Annotated in this window: 17 protein-coding genes and 1 tRNA gene; 10 read left to right on the forward strand and 8 right to left on the reverse strand. The window is 73.7% G+C overall.

Annotated elements, in window-relative coordinates; translation table 11 throughout:
* Positions 1 to 44: 44 nt before the first annotated feature.
* The 3 genes from cysS (at position 45) to AC07AL_RS15635 (ending at position 4,433) form a co-directional block, all read left to right on the forward strand.
* Positions 45 to 1,454, forward strand: coding sequence for a cysteine--tRNA ligase (gene cysS, locus AC07AL_RS15625; RefSeq protein ID WP_363582347.1), 1,410 nt, complete (start codon positions 45 to 47; stop codon positions 1,452 to 1,454).
* Between the two features lie 135 nt (positions 1,455 to 1,589).
* On the forward strand, positions 1,590 to 2,582 hold the full coding sequence (gene rlmB, locus AC07AL_RS15630) for a 23S rRNA (guanosine(2251)-2'-O)-methyltransferase RlmB (RefSeq protein WP_363582345.1): 993 nt from the start codon (positions 1,590 to 1,592) through the stop codon (positions 2,580 to 2,582).
* A gap of 168 nt (positions 2,583 to 2,750) precedes the next feature.
* A complete protein-coding gene (locus tag AC07AL_RS15635; protein WP_478317649.1) occupies positions 2,751 to 4,433 on the forward strand; it encodes a DoxX family membrane protein in 1,683 nt (560 codons plus the stop codon).
* A gap of 118 nt (positions 4,434 to 4,551) precedes the next feature.
* On the opposite strand, the gene AC07AL_RS15640 is transcribed toward AC07AL_RS15635, so the two are convergent.
* From AC07AL_RS15640 to AC07AL_RS15650, 3 genes are all read right to left on the reverse strand, one after another.
* Positions 4,552 to 5,343: a nucleotidyltransferase family protein gene (locus tag AC07AL_RS15640; protein ID WP_363631764.1), complete on the reverse strand. Its 792-nt coding sequence runs from the start codon at positions 5,341 to 5,343 to the stop codon at positions 4,552 to 4,554.
* Between the two features lie 108 nt (positions 5,344 to 5,451).
* Entirely contained in the window at positions 5,452 to 5,901 is a 450-nt protein-coding gene (locus AC07AL_RS15645) for a hypothetical protein (protein WP_363582339.1), read from the reverse strand.
* A 195-nt stretch (positions 5,902 to 6,096) separates the two neighbouring features.
* A complete protein-coding gene (locus AC07AL_RS15650) occupies positions 6,097 to 7,188 on the reverse strand; it encodes an ABC transporter ATP-binding protein (RefSeq protein ID WP_363582337.1) in 1,092 nt (363 codons plus the stop codon).
* 283 nt (positions 7,189 to 7,471) lie between these two features.
* Between AC07AL_RS15650 and AC07AL_RS15655 the strand changes: the two genes are divergently transcribed.
* Positions 7,472 to 7,545, forward strand: a tRNA-Thr gene (locus AC07AL_RS15655).
* Positions 7,546 to 7,665: 120 nt separating this feature from the next.
* On the opposite strand, the gene AC07AL_RS15660 is transcribed toward AC07AL_RS15655, so the two are convergent.
* A complete protein-coding gene (locus tag AC07AL_RS15660; RefSeq protein ID WP_478317650.1) occupies positions 7,666 to 8,079 on the reverse strand; it encodes a CU044_2847 family protein in 414 nt (137 codons plus the stop codon).
* 124 nt (positions 8,080 to 8,203) lie between these two features.
* On the opposite strand from AC07AL_RS15660, the gene AC07AL_RS15665 reads away from it, so the two are divergent.
* A complete protein-coding gene (locus AC07AL_RS15665) occupies positions 8,204 to 9,427 on the forward strand; it encodes a hypothetical protein (protein WP_478317651.1) in 1,224 nt (407 codons plus the stop codon).
* Here the strand turns inward: AC07AL_RS15665 and AC07AL_RS15670 are convergent.
* The 3 genes from AC07AL_RS15670 to AC07AL_RS15680 are packed head-to-tail and all read right to left on the reverse strand — an operon-like array spanning position 9,417 to position 14,123.
* Positions 9,417 to 10,010 carry an NUDIX hydrolase gene (locus tag AC07AL_RS15670; RefSeq protein WP_363631749.1) on the reverse strand — a complete coding sequence of 198 codons (594 nt, stop codon included), beginning with the start codon at positions 10,008 to 10,010 and terminating at the stop codon, positions 9,417 to 9,419. The two genes, AC07AL_RS15665 and AC07AL_RS15670, sit on opposite strands and share 11 nt — an antisense overlap.
* A 43-nt stretch (positions 10,011 to 10,053) precedes the next feature.
* Positions 10,054 to 13,254 carry a trypsin-like peptidase domain-containing protein gene (locus AC07AL_RS15675; RefSeq protein ID WP_478317652.1) on the reverse strand — a complete coding sequence of 1,067 codons (3,201 nt, stop codon included), beginning with the start codon at positions 13,252 to 13,254 and terminating at the stop codon, positions 10,054 to 10,056.
* Positions 13,251 to 14,123: a hypothetical protein gene (locus tag AC07AL_RS15680; protein ID WP_363631745.1), complete on the reverse strand. Its 873-nt coding sequence runs from the start codon at positions 14,121 to 14,123 to the stop codon at positions 13,251 to 13,253. Before AC07AL_RS15680 ends, AC07AL_RS15675 begins: the two co-directional genes overlap by 4 nt.
* Before the next feature lie 202 nt (positions 14,124 to 14,325).
* Between AC07AL_RS15680 and AC07AL_RS15685 the strand changes: the two genes are divergently transcribed.
* The 3 genes from AC07AL_RS15685 (at position 14,326) to AC07AL_RS15695 (ending at position 16,785) form a co-directional block, all read left to right on the forward strand.
* Positions 14,326 to 15,636, forward strand: a complete 1,311-nt coding sequence (locus AC07AL_RS15685; protein WP_400809964.1) for an MFS transporter — start codon at positions 14,326 to 14,328, stop codon at positions 15,634 to 15,636.
* Between the two features lie 207 nt (positions 15,637 to 15,843).
* Positions 15,844 to 16,077 carry a hypothetical protein gene (locus tag AC07AL_RS15690; protein ID WP_363582182.1) on the forward strand — a complete coding sequence of 78 codons (234 nt, stop codon included), beginning with the start codon at positions 15,844 to 15,846 and terminating at the stop codon, positions 16,075 to 16,077.
* A 162-nt stretch (positions 16,078 to 16,239) separates the two neighbouring features.
* Positions 16,240 to 16,785 (forward strand): methylated-DNA--[protein]-cysteine S-methyltransferase, encoded by a 546-nt coding sequence (locus AC07AL_RS15695; RefSeq protein WP_363631744.1) that lies wholly within the window; start codon positions 16,240 to 16,242, stop codon positions 16,783 to 16,785.
* 83 nt (positions 16,786 to 16,868) lie between these two features.
* Here the strand turns inward: AC07AL_RS15695 and AC07AL_RS15700 are convergent, their stop codons facing one another.
* Complete coding sequence (locus AC07AL_RS15700) at positions 16,869 to 17,957, reverse strand: ATP-grasp domain-containing protein (protein ID WP_363631743.1); 1,089 nt, start codon at positions 17,955 to 17,957, stop codon at positions 16,869 to 16,871.
* A gap of 378 nt (positions 17,958 to 18,335) precedes the next feature.
* Here AC07AL_RS15700 and AC07AL_RS15705 point away from each other — a divergent pair, with 378 nt between their 5' ends.
* Together AC07AL_RS15705 and AC07AL_RS15710 are read left to right on the forward strand one after the other, a co-directional pair.
* On the forward strand, positions 18,336 to 19,757 hold the full coding sequence (locus tag AC07AL_RS15705; protein WP_363631741.1) for a family 2B encapsulin nanocompartment shell protein: 1,422 nt from the start codon (positions 18,336 to 18,338) through the stop codon (positions 19,755 to 19,757).
* Between the two features lie 272 nt (positions 19,758 to 20,029).
* Positions 20,030 to 21,079, forward strand: a complete 1,050-nt coding sequence (locus tag AC07AL_RS15710) for a family 2 encapsulin nanocompartment cargo protein polyprenyl transferase (protein ID WP_363631739.1) — start codon at positions 20,030 to 20,032, stop codon at positions 21,077 to 21,079.
* Positions 21,080 to 21,194: the final 115 nt, after the last annotated feature.

Here is a 21,194-nt window from a genome sequence, read left to right on the forward strand (position 1 = left end):
GGAATGTCGCGGGGCACCCCCTCCTGCCCACTACGCTTGACGCTGTGAGCATTCGCCTGTACGACACCAGCACCCGCCAGGTACGCGACTTCGTCCCGCTTGTACCGGGTTGTGTCTCGATCTACCTGTGCGGCGCTACCGTCCAGTCGGCGCCTCATATCGGGCACATCCGGTCCGGTCTCAACTTCGACATCATGCAGCGGTGGTTCGCCTACCGCGGCTACCAGGTCACCTTCGCCCGGAACGTCACCGACATCGACGACAAGGTGATCGCCAAGGAGCGCGAGTTCGGCATCCCGTGGTGGCAGATCGCCTACGAGAACGAGCGGGCGTTCAACGACGGTTACACCGCGCTCGGCTGCCTGCCGCCGACCGTCGAGCCGCGGGCCACCGGGCACATCCCCGAGATGGTCGAGATGATGCGGGGGCTCATCGAGAAGGGCCACGCCTACGCGGCCGACGGCAACGTCTACTTCGACGTGAAGTCGTACCCGGACTACCTCGCGCTCTCCAACCAGAAGCTGGCCGACCTGCGCCAGCCCGAGGGCGAGGGCGAGACCGGCAAGCGGGACCAGCGCGACTTCGCGATGTGGAAGGCCGCCAAGCCGGGCGAGCCGAGCTGGGAGACCCCGTGGGGCCGCGGCCGGCCGGGCTGGCACCTGGAGTGCTCGGCGATGGTCCACAAGTACCTCGGCCCGGCCTTCGACATCCACGGCGGCGGGCTGGACCTGATCTTCCCGCACCACGAGAACGAGATCGCCCAGTCCAAGGCCTACGGCGACGCCTTCGCCAGCTTCTGGGTGCACAACGCCTGGGTCACCATGGCCGGCGAGAAGATGAGCAAGTCGCTGGGCAACTCGGTGCTGGTCTCCGAGATGGTCCAGCGCTGGCGTCCGATCGTGCTCCGCTACTACCTGGGCACCCCGCACTACCGCTCGATGATCGAGTACAGCGAGGACGCCCTGCGTGAGGCCGAGGCCGGGTTCGGCCGGATCGAGGGCTTCATCCAGCGCACCGTCGAGCGCTGCGGGGCGGTCGACGCCGCCCCCGAGGTGCCGCCGGCCTTCGCCGAGGCGATGGACGACGACCTGGGCGTTCCGCAGGCGCTCGCCGTCGTGCACACCGCCGTCCGCCAGGGCAACAGCGCCCTGAACGCGGACGACAAGGAGAACGCGGTGGCGCGTCTGGCCGAGGTCCGTGCGATGCTCGGAGTGCTGGGTCTCGACCCGCTCGCCCCGCAGTGGGCCGGGTCGGAGCGCGGCGAGCCTGGGACAATGAAGAGCATGCACGGTGTGGTCGACTCGCTGGTCCGCCTGGTCCTGGACCAGCGGCAGGCGGCGCGTCAGCGCAAGGACTTCGCCACCGCGGACGCCATCCGCGACCAGCTCGGCCTGGCCGGGCTGGTGATCGAGGACACCCCGTCCGGCCCGCGCTGGACGATCAACAGCCAGTAACCCCATCTGACGATCGGGGTGAGGGTGGGCCGTACCGGACCGGTGCGGCCCTCCCGCATGACGTAGCGCATGCAGTCGGCCGCCGCCGGACAGAACGGGGCGGCCGGGCATGCCGGACAGACAGGAAGTACAGCCATGGCCGGCAACAGCCAGCGCAGGAACCGCCGCAACCCCGGGTCGAAGAAGGGCGCGTCTGTCGGTACCGGCGGCCACAGCCGGAAGGGGCTCCAGGGCAAGGGCCCGACCCCGCCCGGAGCGGAGCGCAAGGGCCACCCGAAGCAGCGCGCCGCCAACGCCGCGGTCAAGCGCGAGCGGGACGCCAAGGCCCGCGCCGGCATGCGCCGCGCCGGCGGCGCCGGTCGCGGCGGCCGGGGCGGCGCGGGCAGCGCCGAGCTCGTCTTCGGCCGCAACTCGGTCGTCGAGGCCCTTCAGGGCGGCGTCCCGGCCACCGCGCTGTACGTCCAGCAGTTCGTCGACACCGACGACCGCGTCCGCGAGGCCTTCCAGGCCGCCAACGACCGTGGCATCCCGCTGATGGAGGCCCCGCGCCCGCAGCTGGACCAGATGACCGGCGGGCTCAACCACCAGGGCCTCGTGCTCCAGGTGCCGCCGTACGAGTACGCGCACCCCGACGACCTGCTGGTCGAGGCCTCCGACTCGGGCCAGGACGCGCTGATCATCGCGCTGGACGGCGTCACCGACTCGCGCAACCTCGGCGCCGTGGTCCGCTCCGCCGCCGCCTTCGGCGCGCACGGCGTGGTCATCCCCGAGCGCCGCGCGGCCGGTATGACCGCCGGCGCCTGGAAGACCTCCTCCGGCGCCGCCGCCCGTCTGCCCGTCGCCCGGGCCACCAACCTCACCCGCACCCTGGAGGCCTACCAGAAGGCCGGCCTCATGGTGGTCGGCCTGGCCGCCGACGGCGAGGCCGAGCTGGGCGACCTGGAGCTGCTGACCGGCCCGGTGGTGATCGTCGCGGGCAGCGAGGGCAAGGGTCTGTCCCGGCTGGTCTCGGAGACCTGCGACATGCGGGTGCGGATCCCGATGTCCGGGCTGACCGAGTCGCTGAACGCCGGTGTCGCGGCGGGCATCGTGCTCTACGAGGCCGCGCGACTGCGCGCCAAGCGCTGAGCACAGCCGGTGTGCGGGGCGCAGGGGAACTTCTGAATTCTCCGCAATCCGAGTGAAAAGCGATCGGGCCCGACCAGGCCCGATCGCTTTTCTCATGATCATTTCAAGTATGCGCCGGACATCCACTCGGGAGAGTGTCCTAAGCGGTGGTCACCCGGTTAGACGGGCGTGGACACCAGAACACCTCGGCGCCCCCTGTTCGGCGGCGGCAGCACCGGGATAGACGCGGGCCCCGGCCTTGACACGGTCAAGGTGCCGTCCGACCCCGCGCGCCTCAGCATCACCCAGGCGAGCTTCCGGCTCCGGCTCGGCGCCCCGGTGGCGCCGCTGATCGAGGCCCCGGCCGGACTGCTGTCCACCGGCGCCGCGTTCGGCGACCCGTACGCCAACCAGGGCCTGATCCGCCGTCCGCTGGTCACCCCGCAGGTCGTGGTGCCCGCCTCCGCCGTCCCGGCGCTCGCGGGGGCCGCCGGGGGCGGTGCGCCGCGCCGCAAGGGCCGGGTCACCGCCGTCACCTGGACCGGGCAGGCGCCCCCCGGGGACCTCGCGGCCACCCAGCTGCTGGACGCCGTCCGGCTCACCGGCTCCGGACCCGACGGCGGCGGCCCGGGCGTGTCGGACACCCGGGTGATCCCGTCCTACTCGGGCGCCCGGACCGTCCCGCGCCAGCCCCGGGAGGGTGCCGGCACCGCCACCGACGCGGGCATCGGCCCGGTCGGCGCACCGCAGGGCTGGACCCCGAGCGGCGAGCTCCCCGAGGTCTCCGCGACGGCCGCCGAGGGCAAGCAGCCCTGGTACCCCGGCCGCCGGGTCGACCTCGGCCTGGTCCTGCTGCCGCTGCGCGCCGTCCTCGGCTCGCTGTCCGTCTACGCCGGGTTCAGCAAGCTCTGCGACCCGGTCTACTTCGACGGCGGCGAGCGCGGCTCGATGATGCGCTGGCTCGCCTCGCTGCACCCCTGGAAGGTCGCTGAACCGCTGCTGGCCTTCGCCATGGCGCACCCGGTCGGTGCCGGCCTGGTGGTGTCGTTCACCCAGGTCGTGGTCGGCGTGCTGACCGTCCTCGGCCTCTGGCAGCGGCTCGCGGCCGGGGCGGCGATGCTCCTCTCCGCCGCGCTGCTGTTCACCGTCAGCTGGCGGGCCGTGCCGGTCTACGACACCCCCGACCTGATCTTCCTGGCGGCCTGGAGCCCGCTGCTGATCGCCGGAGCGCCGTTCGCCTCCCTGGACGGGCGGCTCAACCTGGAGGCCTGGCGGCGCTACGGCGCCGACGCGCCCGCCGCGCTGCGCCGCCGGGTGCTGCGCCGCGGCACGGTGGTCACCACGGTCGTGGTCGGGGCGACCCTGCTGCTCGGCTCGATGTTCGGCGCGGCGGTGCGGACCGGGGCCCGGACGCACCAGGCACCGGCCCGTCCGGCCACCGACTACGGCACGCCGGTCTGGCCCAGCGGCGCCCCGACCGGCACCCCGGGCGGCCAGGGCTCGTCCACCTCGCCCTCGCCCGCCCCGCGCCCGGCCACCCCCACGCCGAGCCCGACCACCCCGCCCTCCTCCGCCCCGGCAACCCGCCCGGGCAGCCCGACGCCGAGCGGCAAGGGGCACTCCACCAAGGCGGAGACCGGGGCCGGCACGACCCCGACCCCCGCCGCGCCGGCCGCCGCCGCGCCGTCGGCCGGTTCCTCGCCCGCCCAGCGCAGCACCCCGGCCCCCGCCGGCTCGGGGGCGGCGTCCAAGCCCAGCCCGAGCTCGGGGGCGAGCCCCGGGCTGCTCGGCGGGGTGCTGGGCAGCGGCCCGCTCGCCGACCTGTCCGGCGGCGCCCGCTCCTCCCACCCGGGGGCGCCCACGTCCACCTGACGGCCCGTGGACGCGATCGGCCGGGTGCTCCTTGGCGGAGCACCCGGCCGATCGTCGTGCGCAGGGGGCTGAGGTGCTGGGGCGCGGGTGCTGGGGCGCGAGGCTGGGGGAGCGGCGGTTACTGCGGTGTGCGGCCGGCCCCGGAGGCGAGCTCCTTGGCCGCCTCGGTGAGGTCCTTCGCGGTGTCGATGGCGCGCCAGTACACGCCCTGCGGCAGCTGGTAGCCCGCCAGCCGCTTGCTGCGCGCCAGCTGCGGGAACGTGGTGCGCTCGTGGTCGCCCACGTCCGGCAGCAGCTCGGCGAACTCCGGGCTGAACACGTACAGCCCGGCGTTGATCAGGAACGGCGAGGGCGGCGCCTCGATGAAGTCCAGCACGTTGCCGAACTGGTCGGTCTCCACCGCCCCCCACGGGATCCGCGGTCGGGCCAGCGCGAGCGTCGCGACGGCGTCCCGCTCGTGGTGGAAGGCGGCCATGTCGCGCAGGCTGAACCGGGTCCAGATGTCGCCGTTGGTGGCGTACCAGGGCTCGTCCGGGCGGGGCAGCGCCTTGGCCGCGTACTTGAGGCCGCCGCCGCGTCCGAGCGGCTCCTCCTCGACCACCGTGCGCACGCGCAGCGGCAGATCCGCCTTGTCGAGCCACTCCTCCAGCACGGCGGCGAGGTGCCCGCAGGAGACCACCACGTCGGTGACGCCCTCGGAGGCCAGCCAGGTCAGCTGGTGGCCGAGGATCGGCGTGCCCGTCCCGGGGATCTCGACCAGCGGCTTCGGGCGGTCGTCCGTGTAGGGCCGCAGCCGGGAGCCCTGGCCGCCGGCCAGGATCACGGCCTGGGTGACGGGCGTCGTGGTCGGCCGGGACGGGTGGGTCGGCGGGGACGCGAGGTCGGCGGTGGGGCCGGAGTCAGCGGTCATGCCTGAAGAATAGGGCGCCCACCGGGGGTGGGAACCCGAGGCCGCGGGCGCCGTCGGCCCGCGGCTGCCGGTGGGCCCGACGGCCTCGTCGGCCCGCGGCCGAGGGGGTCAGCCGGCGATGCCCGCCGCGAACGACCCGTCGCAGACCGGGCGGGCGAAGGACCGGGCCCGCTGGACGTCGCCCTGGTACTTGCGCACCGCCGCCTTGCCCAGCTCTCCGGCGAGCGAGGTGCAGTACGGCGTCAGCGACGGCTGTTCGCGCATCGAGCGCTCCAGCAGGTCCAGCGCGGCGGACGGGTTCTTGGCCCGCAGCTCGTCCAGCAGCACCACCCGCAGAGACTCCTGCGGGGCGAGCCCGTCCGGGGACGTGCCCGCGGTGGCGGTGGCGGAACGCCCGATCCCGGTGCCGTCACCACTGGACGCCGCCACGACCTGCTGGTCGAGGTTGGTCGGCGGGGCCCATGGCACCCGGGTCACGGCGAGGGTGCCGGTGGTCACCAGGACGACCGGCAGGGTCAGGGCGACGGTCTGGCCGATACGGCGTACAAGCTGCTTCACCCTCAGGAGAGTAGCGGTGGGTACGGGCCGGATCGCCCTCCGTGACACCATCGAGTGACACCGTGTCCGGGTTCGTCCCCCCACCGTGTTGACGTGGGGGTGTACGGACGGAGCCCGCCGGACCAGGAATGGTCCGACGGGCTCCGTCGTGCCAGCTTGCCCTGCCGGTCGACCGACCGGCAGGGCGCGCCGTGCTCAGCTGCTCAGACGGGCGCCCGAGCTGGTCGAGAACACGTGGGTCTCGTTGGCGATCGGCACGACGTGGATCGTCTCGCCACGGGCCGGGATCTGCCGGCCGTGCACGCGGACGACCAGCTCCTTGTCCTCGCCGCCGATCTTGGTGGTGCCGTACACGAAGCCGTCGGAGCCGAGCTCCTCGACGACGTTCACCGTCACCGCGACACCCTCGATGCCGCCCGCCGGGACGATCTCGAAGTGCTCCGGGCGGATGCCGACCGTCACCGACTTGTCGGTGCCGGCGCCGGCCAGGTCGTCGCGCGAGACGTTGACCACCGAGCCGCCGAACTTCACGCCGCCGTCCACCAGCGGGACCTCGACCAGGTTCATCGCGGGCGAGCCGATGAAGCCGGCCACGAACAGGTTGGAGGGCCGGTCGTACATGTTGCGCGGGGTGTCGACCTGCTGGAGCACGCCGCCCTTGAGCACCGCGACCCGGTCGCCCATGGTGAGCGCCTCGGTCTGGTCGTGGGTGACGTACACCGTCGTGATGCCCAGGCGGCGCTGGAGGCCGGCGATCTGGGTACGGGTCGAGACGCGCAGCTTCGCGTCCAGGTTCGACAGCGGCTCGTCCATCAGGAAGACCTGCGGCTGGCGCACGATCGCGCGGCCCATCGCGACACGCTGCCGCTGACCACCCGACAGCGCCTTCGGCTTGCGGTCCAGGTACTCCGTCAGGTCGAGGATCTTCGCGGCCTCCTCGACCTTGGTGCGGATCTCCGCCTTGTTCACGCCAGCGATCTTGAGCGCGAAGCCCATGTTCTCGGCGACGGTCATGTGCGGGTACAGCGCGTAGTTCTGGAACACCATGGCGATGTCCCGGTCCTTCGGCGGCAGGTGCGTGACGTCCCGGTCACCGATCCGGATGGAGCCGCTGTTGACGTCCTCCAGACCGGCCAGCATGCGCAGGCTGGTCGACTTGCCGCAGCCCGAGGGGCCGACCAGCACGAGGAACTCGCCGTCCGCGATCTCCAGGTCCAGCGCGTCCACCGAGGGCTTGTCCGCCCCGGGGTAGACGCGGGTCGCCTGGTCGTACGTGACAGAAGCCATGGTTGTTCTCTCCTTCACCGGCAGGAACGTGCCGGACGATCCGAGTAAAGGGGCGTTCGTTCGCCTCCGTCAGCCCGCCCAGTGGTCTGAACCACCTCACGAACCGACTCCGGGCGACGCTACCTGCGCCTCCGCCGCTTGTCAGCCCCCAGCCCGCCCGATTTCGGCATCGGTTCCATCACGCCCACCCAGCCCGCCAACCCCCGGATATCCCCCCACCCCACCTGCCGGGCCCGGTAGACTGCCCCCGGTGCCGCCGTGATCCCTCGCGGACGGTCACCGTGCCTCCTTAGCTCAGCTGGCCAGAGCACCGCTCTTGTAAAGCGGGGGTCGTCGGTTCGAACCCGACAGGGGGCTCGCGTAGGAAGCAATGCGACCGGTGCCCGAAGGGCCGGCTCGCCGGAGTGATCCGGCGGAGCCGGCCCTTCGTCGTTGCCGGGGCGTGCCGCAGGCCGTGGGGTGGTGCGTGGCGGTCGATCAGGTGGGTTCGGGTGTGGATTCGCCCGGTTCGCCGGATTCGGCGGGTTCGTTCGAGTCATCGGATTCCTCCGATTCCTCCGGTTCGTTCGGCGGGCCGGAAAGGGCGGTCTCGCCGCTTTTCCGCCAGGTTGCCGTCACCTTCAGGCTGGCCTTTCCGTCGACTCCCGTCACCGCGCTCACGAGGACTCCCGTCTTGACGGAGAGCTCGATTCCGAATTCGAGCGTGAATTCGTCGGGGGCGGCCGCCCGCAGGCCGGATCGCACGTTGCCGACCACGGTCTGGAGGGTGCTCGCGAGGTCGTCCAGCTGGTAGCTGGGGCGGCGCAGGGCGACGTCCCTGGGCCCGCGCTGCTCCTCGATGCGGGCCCAGAATGTCCCCTCGGGCGTCACTACTTGGACAAGCTCCGACATTTCTCCTCCAAGGGGTGCCGTTGCCGGGGTCGAATTGCCGGAAAACCGGTGACCGGCCCGGGCCGTGGGCCTATCCTTCTTCTTCGCGAGGGGAACTGTATCGGGCGCCGAGGGGTGGCAGGCCATGGATATGGGACAGCGGGCGGCGGGTACTGAACGCATCTACCTCTCCGATGTGGAGCCGCACGCGGCGGCGCCGATCGACCGGGCCTCGGACCTGCGGTCGCGGGTCCTGCTGCATGTCCTCTTCGCCGACACCCTGCTGATCGGCGACTCGCAGGGCCTCAACAACAGGTACTTCCGAGCGCTCGTCGACGCCGAGGAGGCGCGGAAGGTCCGCTGGTCCCCGGGTACGGCGGCGCTCTCGGACTTCGGCGCCCTCCTGGAGGCGGGCCGGCTGCGGGTCGCGCTGCGGGCGGGCGGGACCCTGCACCGGATCAGCGACGGCCACCGGGCCGAGGGCGTGGAGAACGCGCCCGACGTCCCCTACGTGGAGCGGCTGACCGGGGTGTCGTCCGCGCACACGGTGCCGTACGACGGGTCGGCCGTCGCCGCCGCGTTCAAGTCCGGTGTCCTGACGCGGATCGAGGCCGCCGAGCGGGACTTCGCCGGGAGCGCGCGGGAGGCCCTCGAAGCCGCTCGCGCCTGGGTCTCCGAGCAGGATCCGCTGCTCTACAAGCAACTCCGGGACTGGCTGGCCGGCTACCGGAGCGCGCGCCCGGGGGGCAGCGCCGAACTCGTCCTCGTGCTCCAGTCGGTGGACGACTGGGCCGGCGAGTCCTACCGGCGGGCGCTGCCGCAGGCCCTGGGCGTCGGCATGGCCGGCCCGCGCGACGGCGAGGGCACCATCCCGGTCTTCCGGAGCCGGCGACTCGTCGAGTACGCGGGGTTCCCGGCGGTGATGCTCGACAACCTGCTGCTGTCCCAACTTCCGGTGGAGGTGGTGTTCGAGGCGATCGAGCAGCCCTCCCGGGTGGCCCTGGTCGCGGAGTTGGGGCGGCTGCGCCGGGGGATCCAGCCGGACACGGCGGTGCTGCGTTCGGCGGTCGACGAGTTCAGCTCGTGGACGCTGGAGGCGTTCGAGCGCACCTTCCGCCGTGTCGGGGGTCTGGCGTGGGAGCACTTGCGGGGTGAGGTCCGGCTGATGCGCTTCGGGCTGGACGAGGACCCGGTCGCCGGTCGGCTGGGGGCCGGCCTGGAGGTGGTCTCCCCGGCGACCGACGGCGTTCGCGACCTGTCGCTCCACGTGGTGAACGGCCCGGGTGCGGCGGGCCCGGACCCGCAGCGCCGGGCGCAGCCGCGGCCGTTGCGCGAGCTCGATCCCTTCGAGCGGGTGGTCACCCTCTGACCGCCCCGGTCTGCGGGTCGGGGTGGGCCTGGAGGAGGGCGAAGGCGGCCAGGGTGACGCCGCAGGTGATCCGGCCCTGCCGCAGCCAGCGCGCCATCAGGTCGGGGGAGACCCAGACCGGGTCGGTCACCGATTCCATGGCCTCCGGACGGGCGGTGGCGGTGCCCCCGGGGAGCACGGTGGCGCGGCAGACGTGGATGCCGTTCTCGATCAGGCCGGTGTCCGCGTGGATCAGGCCGAGGCTCTCCACGGTGGAGGCGATGAGGCCGGTCTCCTCCCTGAGCTCGCGCGCGGCGGCCTCCTCCGGGGGTTCGCCGGGCTCGCAGCCGCCGCGCGGGAACTCCAGCGAGGCGGCGCCGACCGGGTAGCGGTAGGAGGGCACCAGCGCGATGCCGTCGGGGCCGGTCGCCACCACGACGACGCCGGTCTGCGACCACTGCCACCGGAGGTAGTTGCCGGCCGTGCCGCCCGGGGCGACGACCTCGTCGTTGTAGAGCCGGCCGAAGCGGTTCCCGAAGACCTCGACGGCCTGGCGGCGTCGGATCGGGGCGGGCGCGGCGAGGTCCTGAGAGTCCGTGGGCATCATGCTCCTACCTGCCGTCGTAGGGCCGCAGGTGGCGACGGCCTCACCTGCCATGATTGCCCATGGTCGCCAGCTGCTCCACCCAGTGTGCGCGCTCGTCGGTGAACTCGGTTATCTCCGAGGAGAGTTGGACAAGCATCCGGAGCGAGGACCGTTGTGCGGCGAGCCGTTGCCGGTCGCCGGGCGGAAGGGCGGCGCGCAGCTGTGCGGCTTCCCGCAGCGCGCGGTACGCCTCGTCGTCCCGTCCGGCCCGGACGAGGCCGATCGCCTGCCGGTGCAACGCCTCCGGGAGCCTGGCCAGGTAGCGGCCGGGCTGCTGGTCGGCGAGCTCGCGCAGCAGCGCGAGCGCCCGGTAGCCGGCCGCCACCGCTTCGACGGGTCGGCCGGCCAGTTGCCCGCACCGGGCGAGGAGTTGGAGGCAGGTCAGCAGGGTGTCGTCCTGCCGGGCCCCCGGTTCGGCCTCCTCGCACAGCTCGACGCCGTGCGCGGCCGCGTCGAGGGCGGCGCTCACCTGGCCGTCCTCCATCCGCACCAGGGCCAGGGTGCTCAGCGCCGTCGCGGTGTCCAGGAGGTACGTCTGGCGCAGGGTGTCGTCCCCGTCCGCCCCGGCGAGGAGTTCCTCGTAGTGGGCGACGGCCGACCTGGCGTGTTCGAGCGCCGGTTCGGTCCGGTGGGCGCGGTGCAGCAGGAGGCTCACGTTGTGGAGCGCCCTCGCGTACTCGGGGAGGTGGCGTCCGGTCTGCCGGACGAGGTCCCGGCTGAGGCGGACGGCCTGCTGGGCGGCGGTCAGCGCCGAGTCGCCGGGGCGGACGCCGTCCGCGCCGAGTCCGCCGGGGGCCAGTCCGTCCGAGGCCGGTCCGCCCGGGGCCGGTCCGCCCGGGGCCGGTCCGCCGGGGGCCAGTCCGCCCGGGGCCAGTCCGTCCGCGGCGGGTCCGTCCGGGGCGGTCTCGTCGAGCCGGAGGCTGTAGCTGATGAGGCGGCGCAGCCTGCGCAGCTGGTCCTCCTCGCCGAATTCGGGGTCCGGCTGGTCCAGCAGGCGCTTCAGGACCAGCGCCGCCACCGGCGACATGCTGGAGGGGTAGCCGGGCAGCCGGCTCTCGACGGCGGCGAGGACGTCCGGTCCGCACGCCCGTACGGCGGGCAGCATGAGGGCCGCCAGCGGTTCGGCGTGCGGCAGTACGGCGCCGTTGGCGGCCAGGGCCGGCAGGAGCGCGTCGGGCCGCTCGGCGATGCTCCGGGCCAGTGCGGCGTCCAGGGCCGGGTGGGCGGGGTGGTCCACGACCCGCCCCACCCCGGTGCAGCCGCGGGCGCGGGCGAGGATCTCCACGGTCTCGGTGGCCGCCGCGATCCGCTGCTGCGGCGAGGCGGGGTGCGGCGGGTCCAGCAGGGCGAGCAGGTACTCCTCGGAGCGTCCCGAGCTCTCCGGCGTACTCAGCACCCGTCGGACCAGGATCTCGCCGATCCGGCTCGGGCCGACGGGGGCGACCAGGCCGTCCTCGGCCGGGTAGAGCATGCGCAGGAGGGCGTTGACGACGTTCATGTTGAGGGGCGGATGGTGGGGGAACGCCTCGGCCCGGACCCGTTCCAGCAGGGCGATCAGCCGGTCCGAGCGTCGCCCGGGGGCGAGCACCGGGACGAGGAGGAGCCCTTCCGCCAGGAGCCGGCCGGCCTCGCCGGCCAGGGCCGGCTCCGCGGGCAGCCACGCCGTGAGCTGCGCGTGCCAGACCCGGACCTCGTGGTCGCAGAGCCGTTCGAGCGGATCGCCGTGCCCGGACCAGCTGCTTCCCCGGGCGAGGGTGAGGACGGCGTCCAGCGCGAGTGCCAGCACGCCGAGCAGCGAGTCCTCCCGCCCGGCGCGCGACGGAAGGCTCCTCGGTACGGGCAGGCGGTCGTGGCCGAGTCGTCGGGCGAAGACCTCGAAGGCCGAGACGACCAGCGCGGCGGGTGAGGCGTCCCCGGTGGCGGTGGCGGTGGCGGTGGCGGTGGCGGTGGCGGTGGCGGCGGCGGCGGAGGGGACGGAGGGGACGGAGGGGATCGTCCTGGGGAGTTCCACGACGCTGGCGTCGGCCAGTGCCCAGTCGTCGACGCCGCTCTGCAGCGCCCGCCAGAAGGGCTCGGCCGTGCGGGCGAGCAGCAGCAGGCGCAGCCGGGGCTGCTCGGGTCCGAACCGCGAGACGTGGTCCACCAGGGTGCGGATGTCCTCCAGCCGGGCCTGGGCGTAGTCGAAGACGGCGAGGACCGCCAGACCGTCGTCGAGGGCGGTGGTCAGCTCGTCCAGCCACCCCGCCCCCGCGAGGCTGCTGCGCTGTACGAAGCCCGCGAGCCAGCCGTCCTCGGCCATCAGCCGGCACAGTTCGGCGGCGAGCCTGGTCTTGCCGGAGCCGCCAGGCGCGTGGAGCAGGCGCAGCAGCAGCGGGGTCCCGTCGGCGCACCAGGCCCGCAGTTCGGTGAGTTCCGGGCGGTCCACGAAGGGCATCGCGCCCTGCGTCAGCAGCTGGGCGGGGGTCGGCCGGGGCGTCTGGCGGGGCCGGTGGTGTCCGTACGCCCCGAAGAGCCGGACCTGGCGCCCGGCCCGGTCCATCGCCAGGTCGTACCAGGCCGTGCCGGGCCGGTGGCCGAGTCCGTTGCGCCGGGCCAGTTCGGGGAAGCAGGTCCGCACCGCGTCGACGGGGACCATCCAGCCGCCCAGGACGGCCGTCTCGTCGCGGGAGGTCTTGAGCACTCCGCACACCCGCCCGGTGGCGGGGTCGAGCACGAGGCTGCCGCTGAACCCCTGGACGACCTGGTCGCTCTTGAGCCGGACGAAGTGGCCCGCTTCGCCGGAGCGGCCGACGACGGAGAGGTACAGGGTGTCCCGGTGGGTGCCGGCGTCCAGGGTCGCGTCGCTGAATCCGTGGACGATCACGTCCGAGCCGCCGGGGGGCACCTGATCGGCGAGCCAGACGCCTGCGGTGTCCAGCGGTTCGGGGAGCCGGAGCACCGCGAGGTCCGGGTACGCGTAGATGCCGCCGTCCGGGTCCTGCCGCGGTTCCCGGGCGACCACCTCGGCCCGGAGCGTGCGCCCGTGCACCGTCACCGCCGGGTGCGGGTCGGAGCGGACGACGTGGGCGCAGGTCAGCACGGTGTCGGGGGCGACCAGGAAGCCGGTGCCGGAGCTCTCCGCGGTCTCGATCAGCACCGCTTGTTCCGTGGCGAGTCGGCTGACGGCCTCCCGGCGCCGCCGGGTCTCGTTGTCGGGGATCACTCGGGGTCCCTTCGATCGGGGGTGCCAGGGTGTCGTGCCCGGCCGTCGGAATCCAGTGAGGGAGGTGCACCGGGACGTAGTTGACGCAGGGTCCAGCCGTGGGCGCCGGGGGTCAAGGGGGTGGTGTGGGCGGTGAGGAGTTCGGCGGCGCGGCGGTAGGAGAGGCGGGCGCGGCCGGTGTGGGGGCAGCGGTCGGGGGCGGGGGTGCCGGCGGGGGCGCGGCGGTCGGTGAGGAAGAGCGGGCCGGCGGTGCGGCCGGCGACGAGGAGGGGGAGCAGCCGGGCGGTGCCGCTCCGCCAGTGGACGGGGGTGCGGCCGGGCCGGTGGAGGGTGCGGTGCCGGGACAGGTCGAGGTCGTCGGTGTCGAGGGCGAGGACGGTGTCGATGGCGGCGCCTGACTCGTGGAGCAGGTGCCAGAGCGACTGTTCGCGCAGGGGCGCGCGGAGGGTGAAGAGGGCGCGCAGGTCGTCGGGTGTCAGGGGAGTGACGGTCGGTTCGGGCCGCGGGTCGGGGTGCAGGTCGGTGGTGGGGTCGTCGTCGAGCCAGCGCTGGGCCCGCCACCAGGCCACGGCGGCGCGCAGGGTGGAGAGTTCGCGGTTGAGTGTGCGCGGGTCGGTGTCGGCGCGGCGGCGGTCGGCGGCGGTGCGCAGGCGGCGGGCGGCGTCCGGGTGGTCGAGCAGGGCGAGCGGGAGGACGGGCGGCCGGGCGCGCCGCCGTTCGGGGCCGGTGGGGGCGGGGCGGTCGGCGAGGGCCCAGGCCCAGGTGTTCAGGGCGATCCGGTAGATCCGCCGGGAGCCTTCGGCGAGCCCGGAGGCGGCCAGGTAGCGCTCGACGGCGACGGCGTACTCGACCGGGGGGAGCTCTGCCATGGCGGGGCCTCTTCCGCAGTAAATCAACTCGGGTCGGACCCCTGAAGGCTATCTGCGAAGCGCAGTAAATCGCAGATGAACGGCCGTTTTTGAGGCCGCTTACTGCGGCAGTCGGCAGAGCGTGAAATATTGAGGCCAAAAGACTCAACTTTTCCCCGAAAACCCTTGAACGCCGTTCCCGTCCGGAGGCAGACTGCCGCCCATGGCAGTGGATGCGGAACGGATCCCGGCCCGCCGCCGGCGGCTGGGAGACCGGCTCGCCGTGCTGGGCGAGCGCGATTTCGCGTGGTTCTTCGTCGGCTACTCGACCTCCCTCCTCGGCTCCTCGATGGCGCCGGTGGCGGTGGCCTTCGCGGTGCTCGACGGCGGCGGCAGCGGAACCGACCTGGGGTGGGTGATGGCGGCCCGGATCCTGCCGGTGGTGCTGGTGCTGCTGGCCGGCGGGGTGATCGCGGACCGGTTCGGCAGCCGCCGGGTGATGCTGGGCTCGGACGTCCTGCGCGGGCTCGTCCAGGCGGTGTTCGCCGCGCTGCTGACGGCCGGGCGGGCGCCGGTCTGGGCGATGGTCGCGCTGGTGGCGGTGTGGGGGGTCGGGGAGGGGCTGTTCCTGCCGGCGCTCGGGGCGATCGTGCCCGGCCTGGTGCGCCGGAAGGAGCTCCTGGCCGACGCGAACACCCTGCTGGGGCTGGCCCGTTCGGTGGCCACGGTGGCCGGGCCCGCGACGGCCGGCCTGGTGACGGCGACGCAGGGCCCGGCGGTGGTCCTGCTGGCCGACGCGGTGACGTACGGCGTCGGCGCGTTCGCCCTGGCCAGGCTCCGGCTGCCCGACCGGGCGGCGAACGCGGCCGGAGGCGAGCAGTCGATGCTCGCCGAACTGCGGGCCGGCTGGTCGGAGTTCGCCTCCCGGCCGTGGTTCTGGATCACCACCGTCCAGATGGGCCTGTTCAACCTGCTGGTCTGGGCGCCGTTCCTGGTGCTCGGCCCGCTCACCGCGCAGCGGGACCTCGGCGGCGCCCGGGCCTGGGGTCTGGTGATGGGGGTGTACGGCGTCGGCGCGGTGCTGGGCGGGCTGGTGATGCTCGGGCGCCGGCCCGAGCGGCCGCTCGCGGTGGCCACCGTGGCCACGCTGGCCTGGGCGCTGCCCTCCGCCGCGCTCGCGGCCGGTGCGCCGCTGCCGTGGGTGGTGGCCGGCGCACTGGTGGCGGGGGTCGGCTCGGCGGTCAGCGGGACGCTGCTCAGCACGACGATGCAGAGCTGGGTGCCGCCGGAGGTGCTCGGCCGGGTCAACTCCTTCGGGGCGCTCGGCGCGTTCGTGCTGGGGCCGCTCGGGCTGGCGGCGGCCGGACCGGCGGCGGACCGGATCGGCGTGGACAAGGTGCTGCTGCTCGGTGCGGTCTGGCAACTTGCGGCCGGTACGGTGGTGTTGGCGGTTCCGGCGGTTCGGAACCGCCGGTGGGAGGGGAGCCGGTACGGCGAGGACGGGCGTCACGGCGACCAGGAGGGCGCGCCCTGACCCGCGCTGGTCCGACCTTCCCGGGATCCGCCGACCACCCCCGAACGGCTCCGGGGCGCACCCCCGGCCCCGGTGCGGCCCACCGCGCCCGGCCGGCTCCGGAGCGCGACCAGGTCCGGCCGTCGCACCCCCGCCGCCCGCGGCGGGCGCCGCGGCCGGACCGGTCGTACCGTGGAGGGAGTGGGGGTGGACGGAGGAGGTTTGACCATGCCCGGTTCGCTCACCATCAGCCACCACGAGTCCGCGGCCACCCTGGACCGCACGGACGCCGATCGGCTCGCCACCGTACTGGCGGAGCTGGCGTACCTGCTGGAGATCCCGGGGCCGAACCGGATCAACGACGCGCAGCTCACCCTGCTGTGCGAGGGCCGGGCGCCGGACCGCGCCGAGCTGTCGCACTGGTCCCGGGCGCTCGCGGCCGAGCTGAAGGGGCGGCGCTGACGGCCCCGGTGCCCGCCGCAGCCGACGGTTCCGGTGCCCGCCGACGCCGGAGGCGCGCCGCCCCGCCCGCCGTACGATGGCGTGCGGGGCGGGCGGACGTCGTGCGCCCCGCGGGCGCCGGGGTGGCCGGCGGCCGGTCCGGCGGAGGGTGGGGGCCCGAGCGTGCCGCAGTCCTGGTCGATGTCCTGGCTGACCGTGGAGACGCCGCTGCCCAGCGGCCCGATGCACATCGCCGTGACGCCGCTGGGCGTGGCGGCGGCCGGGTACGGCGGGCGGGAAGGCGAACTGCCGCCGTGCACCGACGCGTCGAAGACCGCCGCCGTCCGGGACCGGATCGGCGCCTATCTGGCGGGCCGCAGCCGTGAGTTGGGCCTGCCGATCGACTGGAGCCTGAGCTCCGGCCCGCACCGCACCGTGCTGCGCACGCTCTGGCGGGAGGTGCCGTACGGCCGGACCATCACCTACGGCGAACTGGCGGCCCTCAGCGGGGTGTTCGAGGACGTGGCCGAGCCCGGTCTGGCGGCGCGGACGGTCGGCCAGATGATGGCCGCCAATCCCGTCGCCCTGCTGGTGCCCTGCCACCGGGTGGTGGCGGCGGACGGGATCGGCGGCTTCGGCGGCGGCCGGGTGGGGATCGACGTGAAGCGCTGGCTGCTCACCCTGGAGGGCGTGCTGGAGCCGACGCTCGACTGGAACGGCCCGCTGTAGCACCGGGGTTGCCGCCGGTTCGGCCGCGCCGAGCCGCGTGTCGCGGGTGAGCCCCGCACGAGCCGCCCGCCGTCGCGTCCGGGCTACCGCTGTCGGACGAGGGAGACCGGGGCGGGCGCCCGGCGCTGTAGCACCGGCTGGATGCCGGAGACCAGCGTGTACTCGACGCCGTGCACGTCCGGATCCACCCCGGTGGGCTCCGGCCGTTCGCCGAGCGCCAGCCGGACGGCGTCCCAGGGCAGATTGAGGCCGCACAGCCGCAGCTGGTGGAGCCCGGCGGCGGGCCGGGTGTTGACGTCGATCACCACCGGTCGCCCGACCAGTTCGCGGAACTGGATGTTGGACAGGTAGGCCATCCGGCCCGCCCCGACCAGGCGCCGGACCGGCTCCAGGTACCGCGGATCGGTGGTGAAGCCGCGGCGGCGGCCCGCCTTGGTGCGGCCGACCACGGTGAGCGGGTGGCCGGCCCGGTCGGCGAGGCAGTCCACCGAGACCTCCGGCCCGTCCAGGTAGGGCATCACCAGCAGGTCGACGGGCTCGTCCCGCTCGTCCTCCTCGTCCCCCGCGCCCGGTCGGGCGGACAGGGCGGCGGCCACCTGCTCGACCTGGACCCGGTGGTCCCAGCCGTGAAGCCGCCGCGGCCCGTACGGGTCCCGGGTGAGCACCCGGAAGCCCGCGCCGCCCGCGCCGGTGGTGGGTTTGAGGCAGGCGGTGTGCCCGGCGGCCTCGATCCGGTCGACGGCGTCGAGCAGTTCGTCGGCGGTGCGCACCCGCCACCAGGGCGGGGTGGGCAGTCCGGCGGCGGCGATCGCCCGGTAGCCGTCGGCCTTGCTGGTGTAGGTGGCGATGGCGGTGGCCGGCGGGCAGAGCAGGGTGGTGCCGATCGCCTCGAACTCCGGCCGGGCGAGGGCGATGGCGAGCTGGTGCAGCTGCGGGAGGAAGACGGTTATGGAGTGCCGGGCGCAGTAGTCGAGCGCGTAGCCGACGTAGGCGTCGGCGGGCAGGTCGGCGGGTTCCAGGGTGCCGTGGTCGGCGGCGGCGAGCACCGGGGAGTCGGGGTCGGCGTGGGTCGCGTGCACCGCCACCGGGCGAGGGGCGGTGCGGAGTTGTTCGATGAAGAAGACGTTCTCGGCGTAGGTGCGGTTGAGCCAGACACGGACGGGGGCTGTCAAGACTGCCTCCCAGGGCATGGGGTGACGAAGGGTCAGGGCTCGTGGTCGGCCGTGCTCGTCAACTGGCCTGGCGGCCCTGTGAGGTGGCACCTTAGCGGCCGGCTCCCCGGGCCCGGACGGGAGGGGCGCCGTGTGTGCGGGCGTCAAGGGGTGGCGACGGAGGGGGTGTCGATGGGGGAAGATGGGAGGCGGTATTCCCGATAAGTTCGAATAATCTGTCGAACAGATATCGATCGAGTGATCCAGTCGTACTATTTGTTCGGTTATCCCGAACCACTCGAATGAGTGATTGCGGCATGCACCCGAATGGGCCCACCATGAAGCTGCAACATGAATGCGCAAGGCGACACTTCATCGGGCATGCGAAGGGCTCCCCCTATGTCGACCGAAACCAATGCCGGTGTTCCCGCGCCCAGCGCGCAACCTGAGATCCGGCAGCAGCAGAGTCTGAGCACGGCGGGTGCGCGGAACCTCGCCACGACCACCAAGTCCGCGCCGCAGATGCAGGGCATCAGCCCGCGCTGGCTGCTCAGGACGCTGCCCTGGGTGCAGGTGTCCGGCGGTGCCTACCGGGTCAACCGCCGCCTGCGCTATTCGGTCGGCCGCGGTCGGGTGAGCTTCGTCAAGACCGGCTCCGAGGTGCGGATCGTCCCGCCGACGCTGGCCGAGGTGCCGGTGCTGCGCGGCTTCCAGGACGAGGCCGTCCTGACGGAGCTGGCCGGGCGCTTCGTCCAGCGGGAGTTCGCCGCCGGCGACGTACTGGTCTCCGCCGGTGCGACGATCAACGAGGTCTTCCTCATCGCGCACGGCAAGCTCGAACGGCTCGGCACCGGCAAGTACGGCGAGGAGACGGTGGTCGGCACCCTCGCCGACGGCGACCACCTCGGCGACGAGGCCCTCCAGCAGGAGGAGGGCACCTGGCCGTACACCGTCCGGGCCGCCACCTCCGGCACCGTGATGGCGCTCTCCTGGCCCGCCTTCCAGGAGCTCCACGACCGCTCCGAAGCCCTGCAACTGCAGGTCATCGAGTACCTGAACGGCTTCCAGCAGGCGCAGAACAAGCACGGCGAGGCCGCGATCGACCTCTCCGCCGGCCACCGGGGCGAGTACGAGCTGCCCGGCGCCTTCGTGGACTACGAGCTCAAGCCCCGCGAGTACGAGCTGAGCGTCGCGCAGACCATCCTCAAGGTGCACTCCCGCGTCGCGGACCTCTACAACCAGCCGATGAACCAGACCGAGCACCAGCTCCGGCTGACCATCGAGGCGCTGCGCGAGCGCCAGGAGCACGAGCTCGTCAACAACCCCGAGTTCGGCCTGCTGGAGAACGCCGCGTACGACCAGCGGATCCAGACCCACTCCGGCCCGCCCACCCCGGACGACATGGACGAGCTGCTCAGCCGCCGACGCGGCACCAAGATGTTCCTCGCCCACCCCAAGGCCATCGCCGCCTTCGGCCGCGAGTGCAACAAGCGCGGCCTCGTCCCCGGCACGGTCGAGGTCGAGGGCAAGCACGTCACGGCCTGGCGCGGGGTGCCGGTCTTCCCGTGCAACAAGATCCCGATCGTCGGCGGGCACACCAGCTCGATCATGGCGCTGCGCGTCGGCGAGGACAACCAGGGCGTCGTCGGCCTGCATCAGACCGGAATTCCGGACGAGTACCAGCCGAGCCTTTCGGTGCGGTTCATGGGAATCGACGACAAGGCCATCATTTCCTACCTGGTCAGCGCCTATTACTCCGCCGCGATTCTCGTCCCGGACGCGGTCGGCGTCCTGGAGAACGTGGACGTCGCGCAGCGCTAGGCGCTGTCCGGGGCGCGGCTCCGTCATTCCGGCCGGGCGCGCGATATCCGGGCACGCGCCCAGGCCCCGGGGCCGGGCACCGACCGACCGGAGCCGGTCGGAATTCCACGCCGCCCGGTCGGGGCACCCACACCCCGGCCGGGCGGTGCGCCGCGGCACGTCCGGAAAGCGGGCCGGCCGCCGACTGGCCCGGCCGCCGACCGGGTCGGCCGACCCACGACCGGCACCTCACACCAGGCCGCCTCACCGCAGGCCGACAGGGGGAGAAACCCATGACGAGCTCCACACTGGAGCGGGACCACAAAGAGGGGAACGAGGCGGCGGACGTCCTCGCCCGGGCCCGCAACCTGGTCGATCCGGTCCTGCGGGCCGCCGTCGACTCACTGCCCGGCGCGATGCGCAAGGTCGCCGGCTACCACTTCGGCTGGTGGGAGGCGGACGGCTCGCCCGTCGAGGCCCCCTCCGGCAAGGCGATCCGGCCCGCCATGGTCCTCGCCGCCGCCCAGGCGCTCGGCGGCACGGCCGCCGAGGCCACCGCCGCGGCCGCCGCCGTCGAGCTGGTGCACAACTTCACGCTGCTCCACGACGACGTCATCGACCGGGACGAGACGCGCCGCCACCGGCCCACCGCCTGGCGGGTGTTCGGCACCACCGAGGCCATCCTGGCCGGGGACGCCATGCACTCGCTGGCACTGCGCCTGCTCGCCGAGGACGCCCACCCGGCCGCCCGCAGTTCGGTCCGCCGGCTCACCGACTGCGTGGTCGAGCTGTGCGAGGGCCAGCAGATCGACTGCGCCTTCGAGCAGCGCAGCGACGTCTCGCTCGCCGAGTGCCTGGCGATGGCGGAGGCCAAGACCGGCGCCCTGCTCGGCGCCGCCTGCGCGATGGGCGCCCTGTACGGCGGCGGGTCGGAGGAGGCCGTGCAGGCGATGGACGGCTTCGGCCGGGAGATCGGCCTGGCGTTCCAGCTGATCGACGACCTGATCGGCATCTGGGGCGATCCGGCGGTGACCGGCAAACCGGTGGGCGCGGACCTGGTCGCCCGGAAGAAGTCGCTGCCGGTGGTCGCGGCGCTGGGCTCCGGCACCCCCGAGGGGGCCCGGCTCGCCGGGCTGTACGCCCTCGAACGCCAGCTCAGCCCTGAGGAGTTGGCACAGTGCGCGGCGTCCGTCGAAGGCGCCGGCGGCCGCGGCTGGGCGCAGGGCGAGTCCTGCGAGCGGATGGCGGCGGCGATGGCGCAGCTGGCCACGGCCGTTCCGGAGCCGTCGGCGGCCGACGAACTGCTGGTGCTAGCCGAACTGGTCACCCGCCGCAGCCACTGACCGGTCTCGTCTGACCGGTCTCGTCCGACGGGGCTGGTCCGACCGGACTCGGCTGACCGGACTCGTCGGGAGCGGGAAGTCGGCCGGCCCGACTTCCCGCTCCGGGCCCGGAGCC

The sequence above is a fragment of the Kitasatospora sp. NPDC043949 genome (assembly GCF_056435365.1).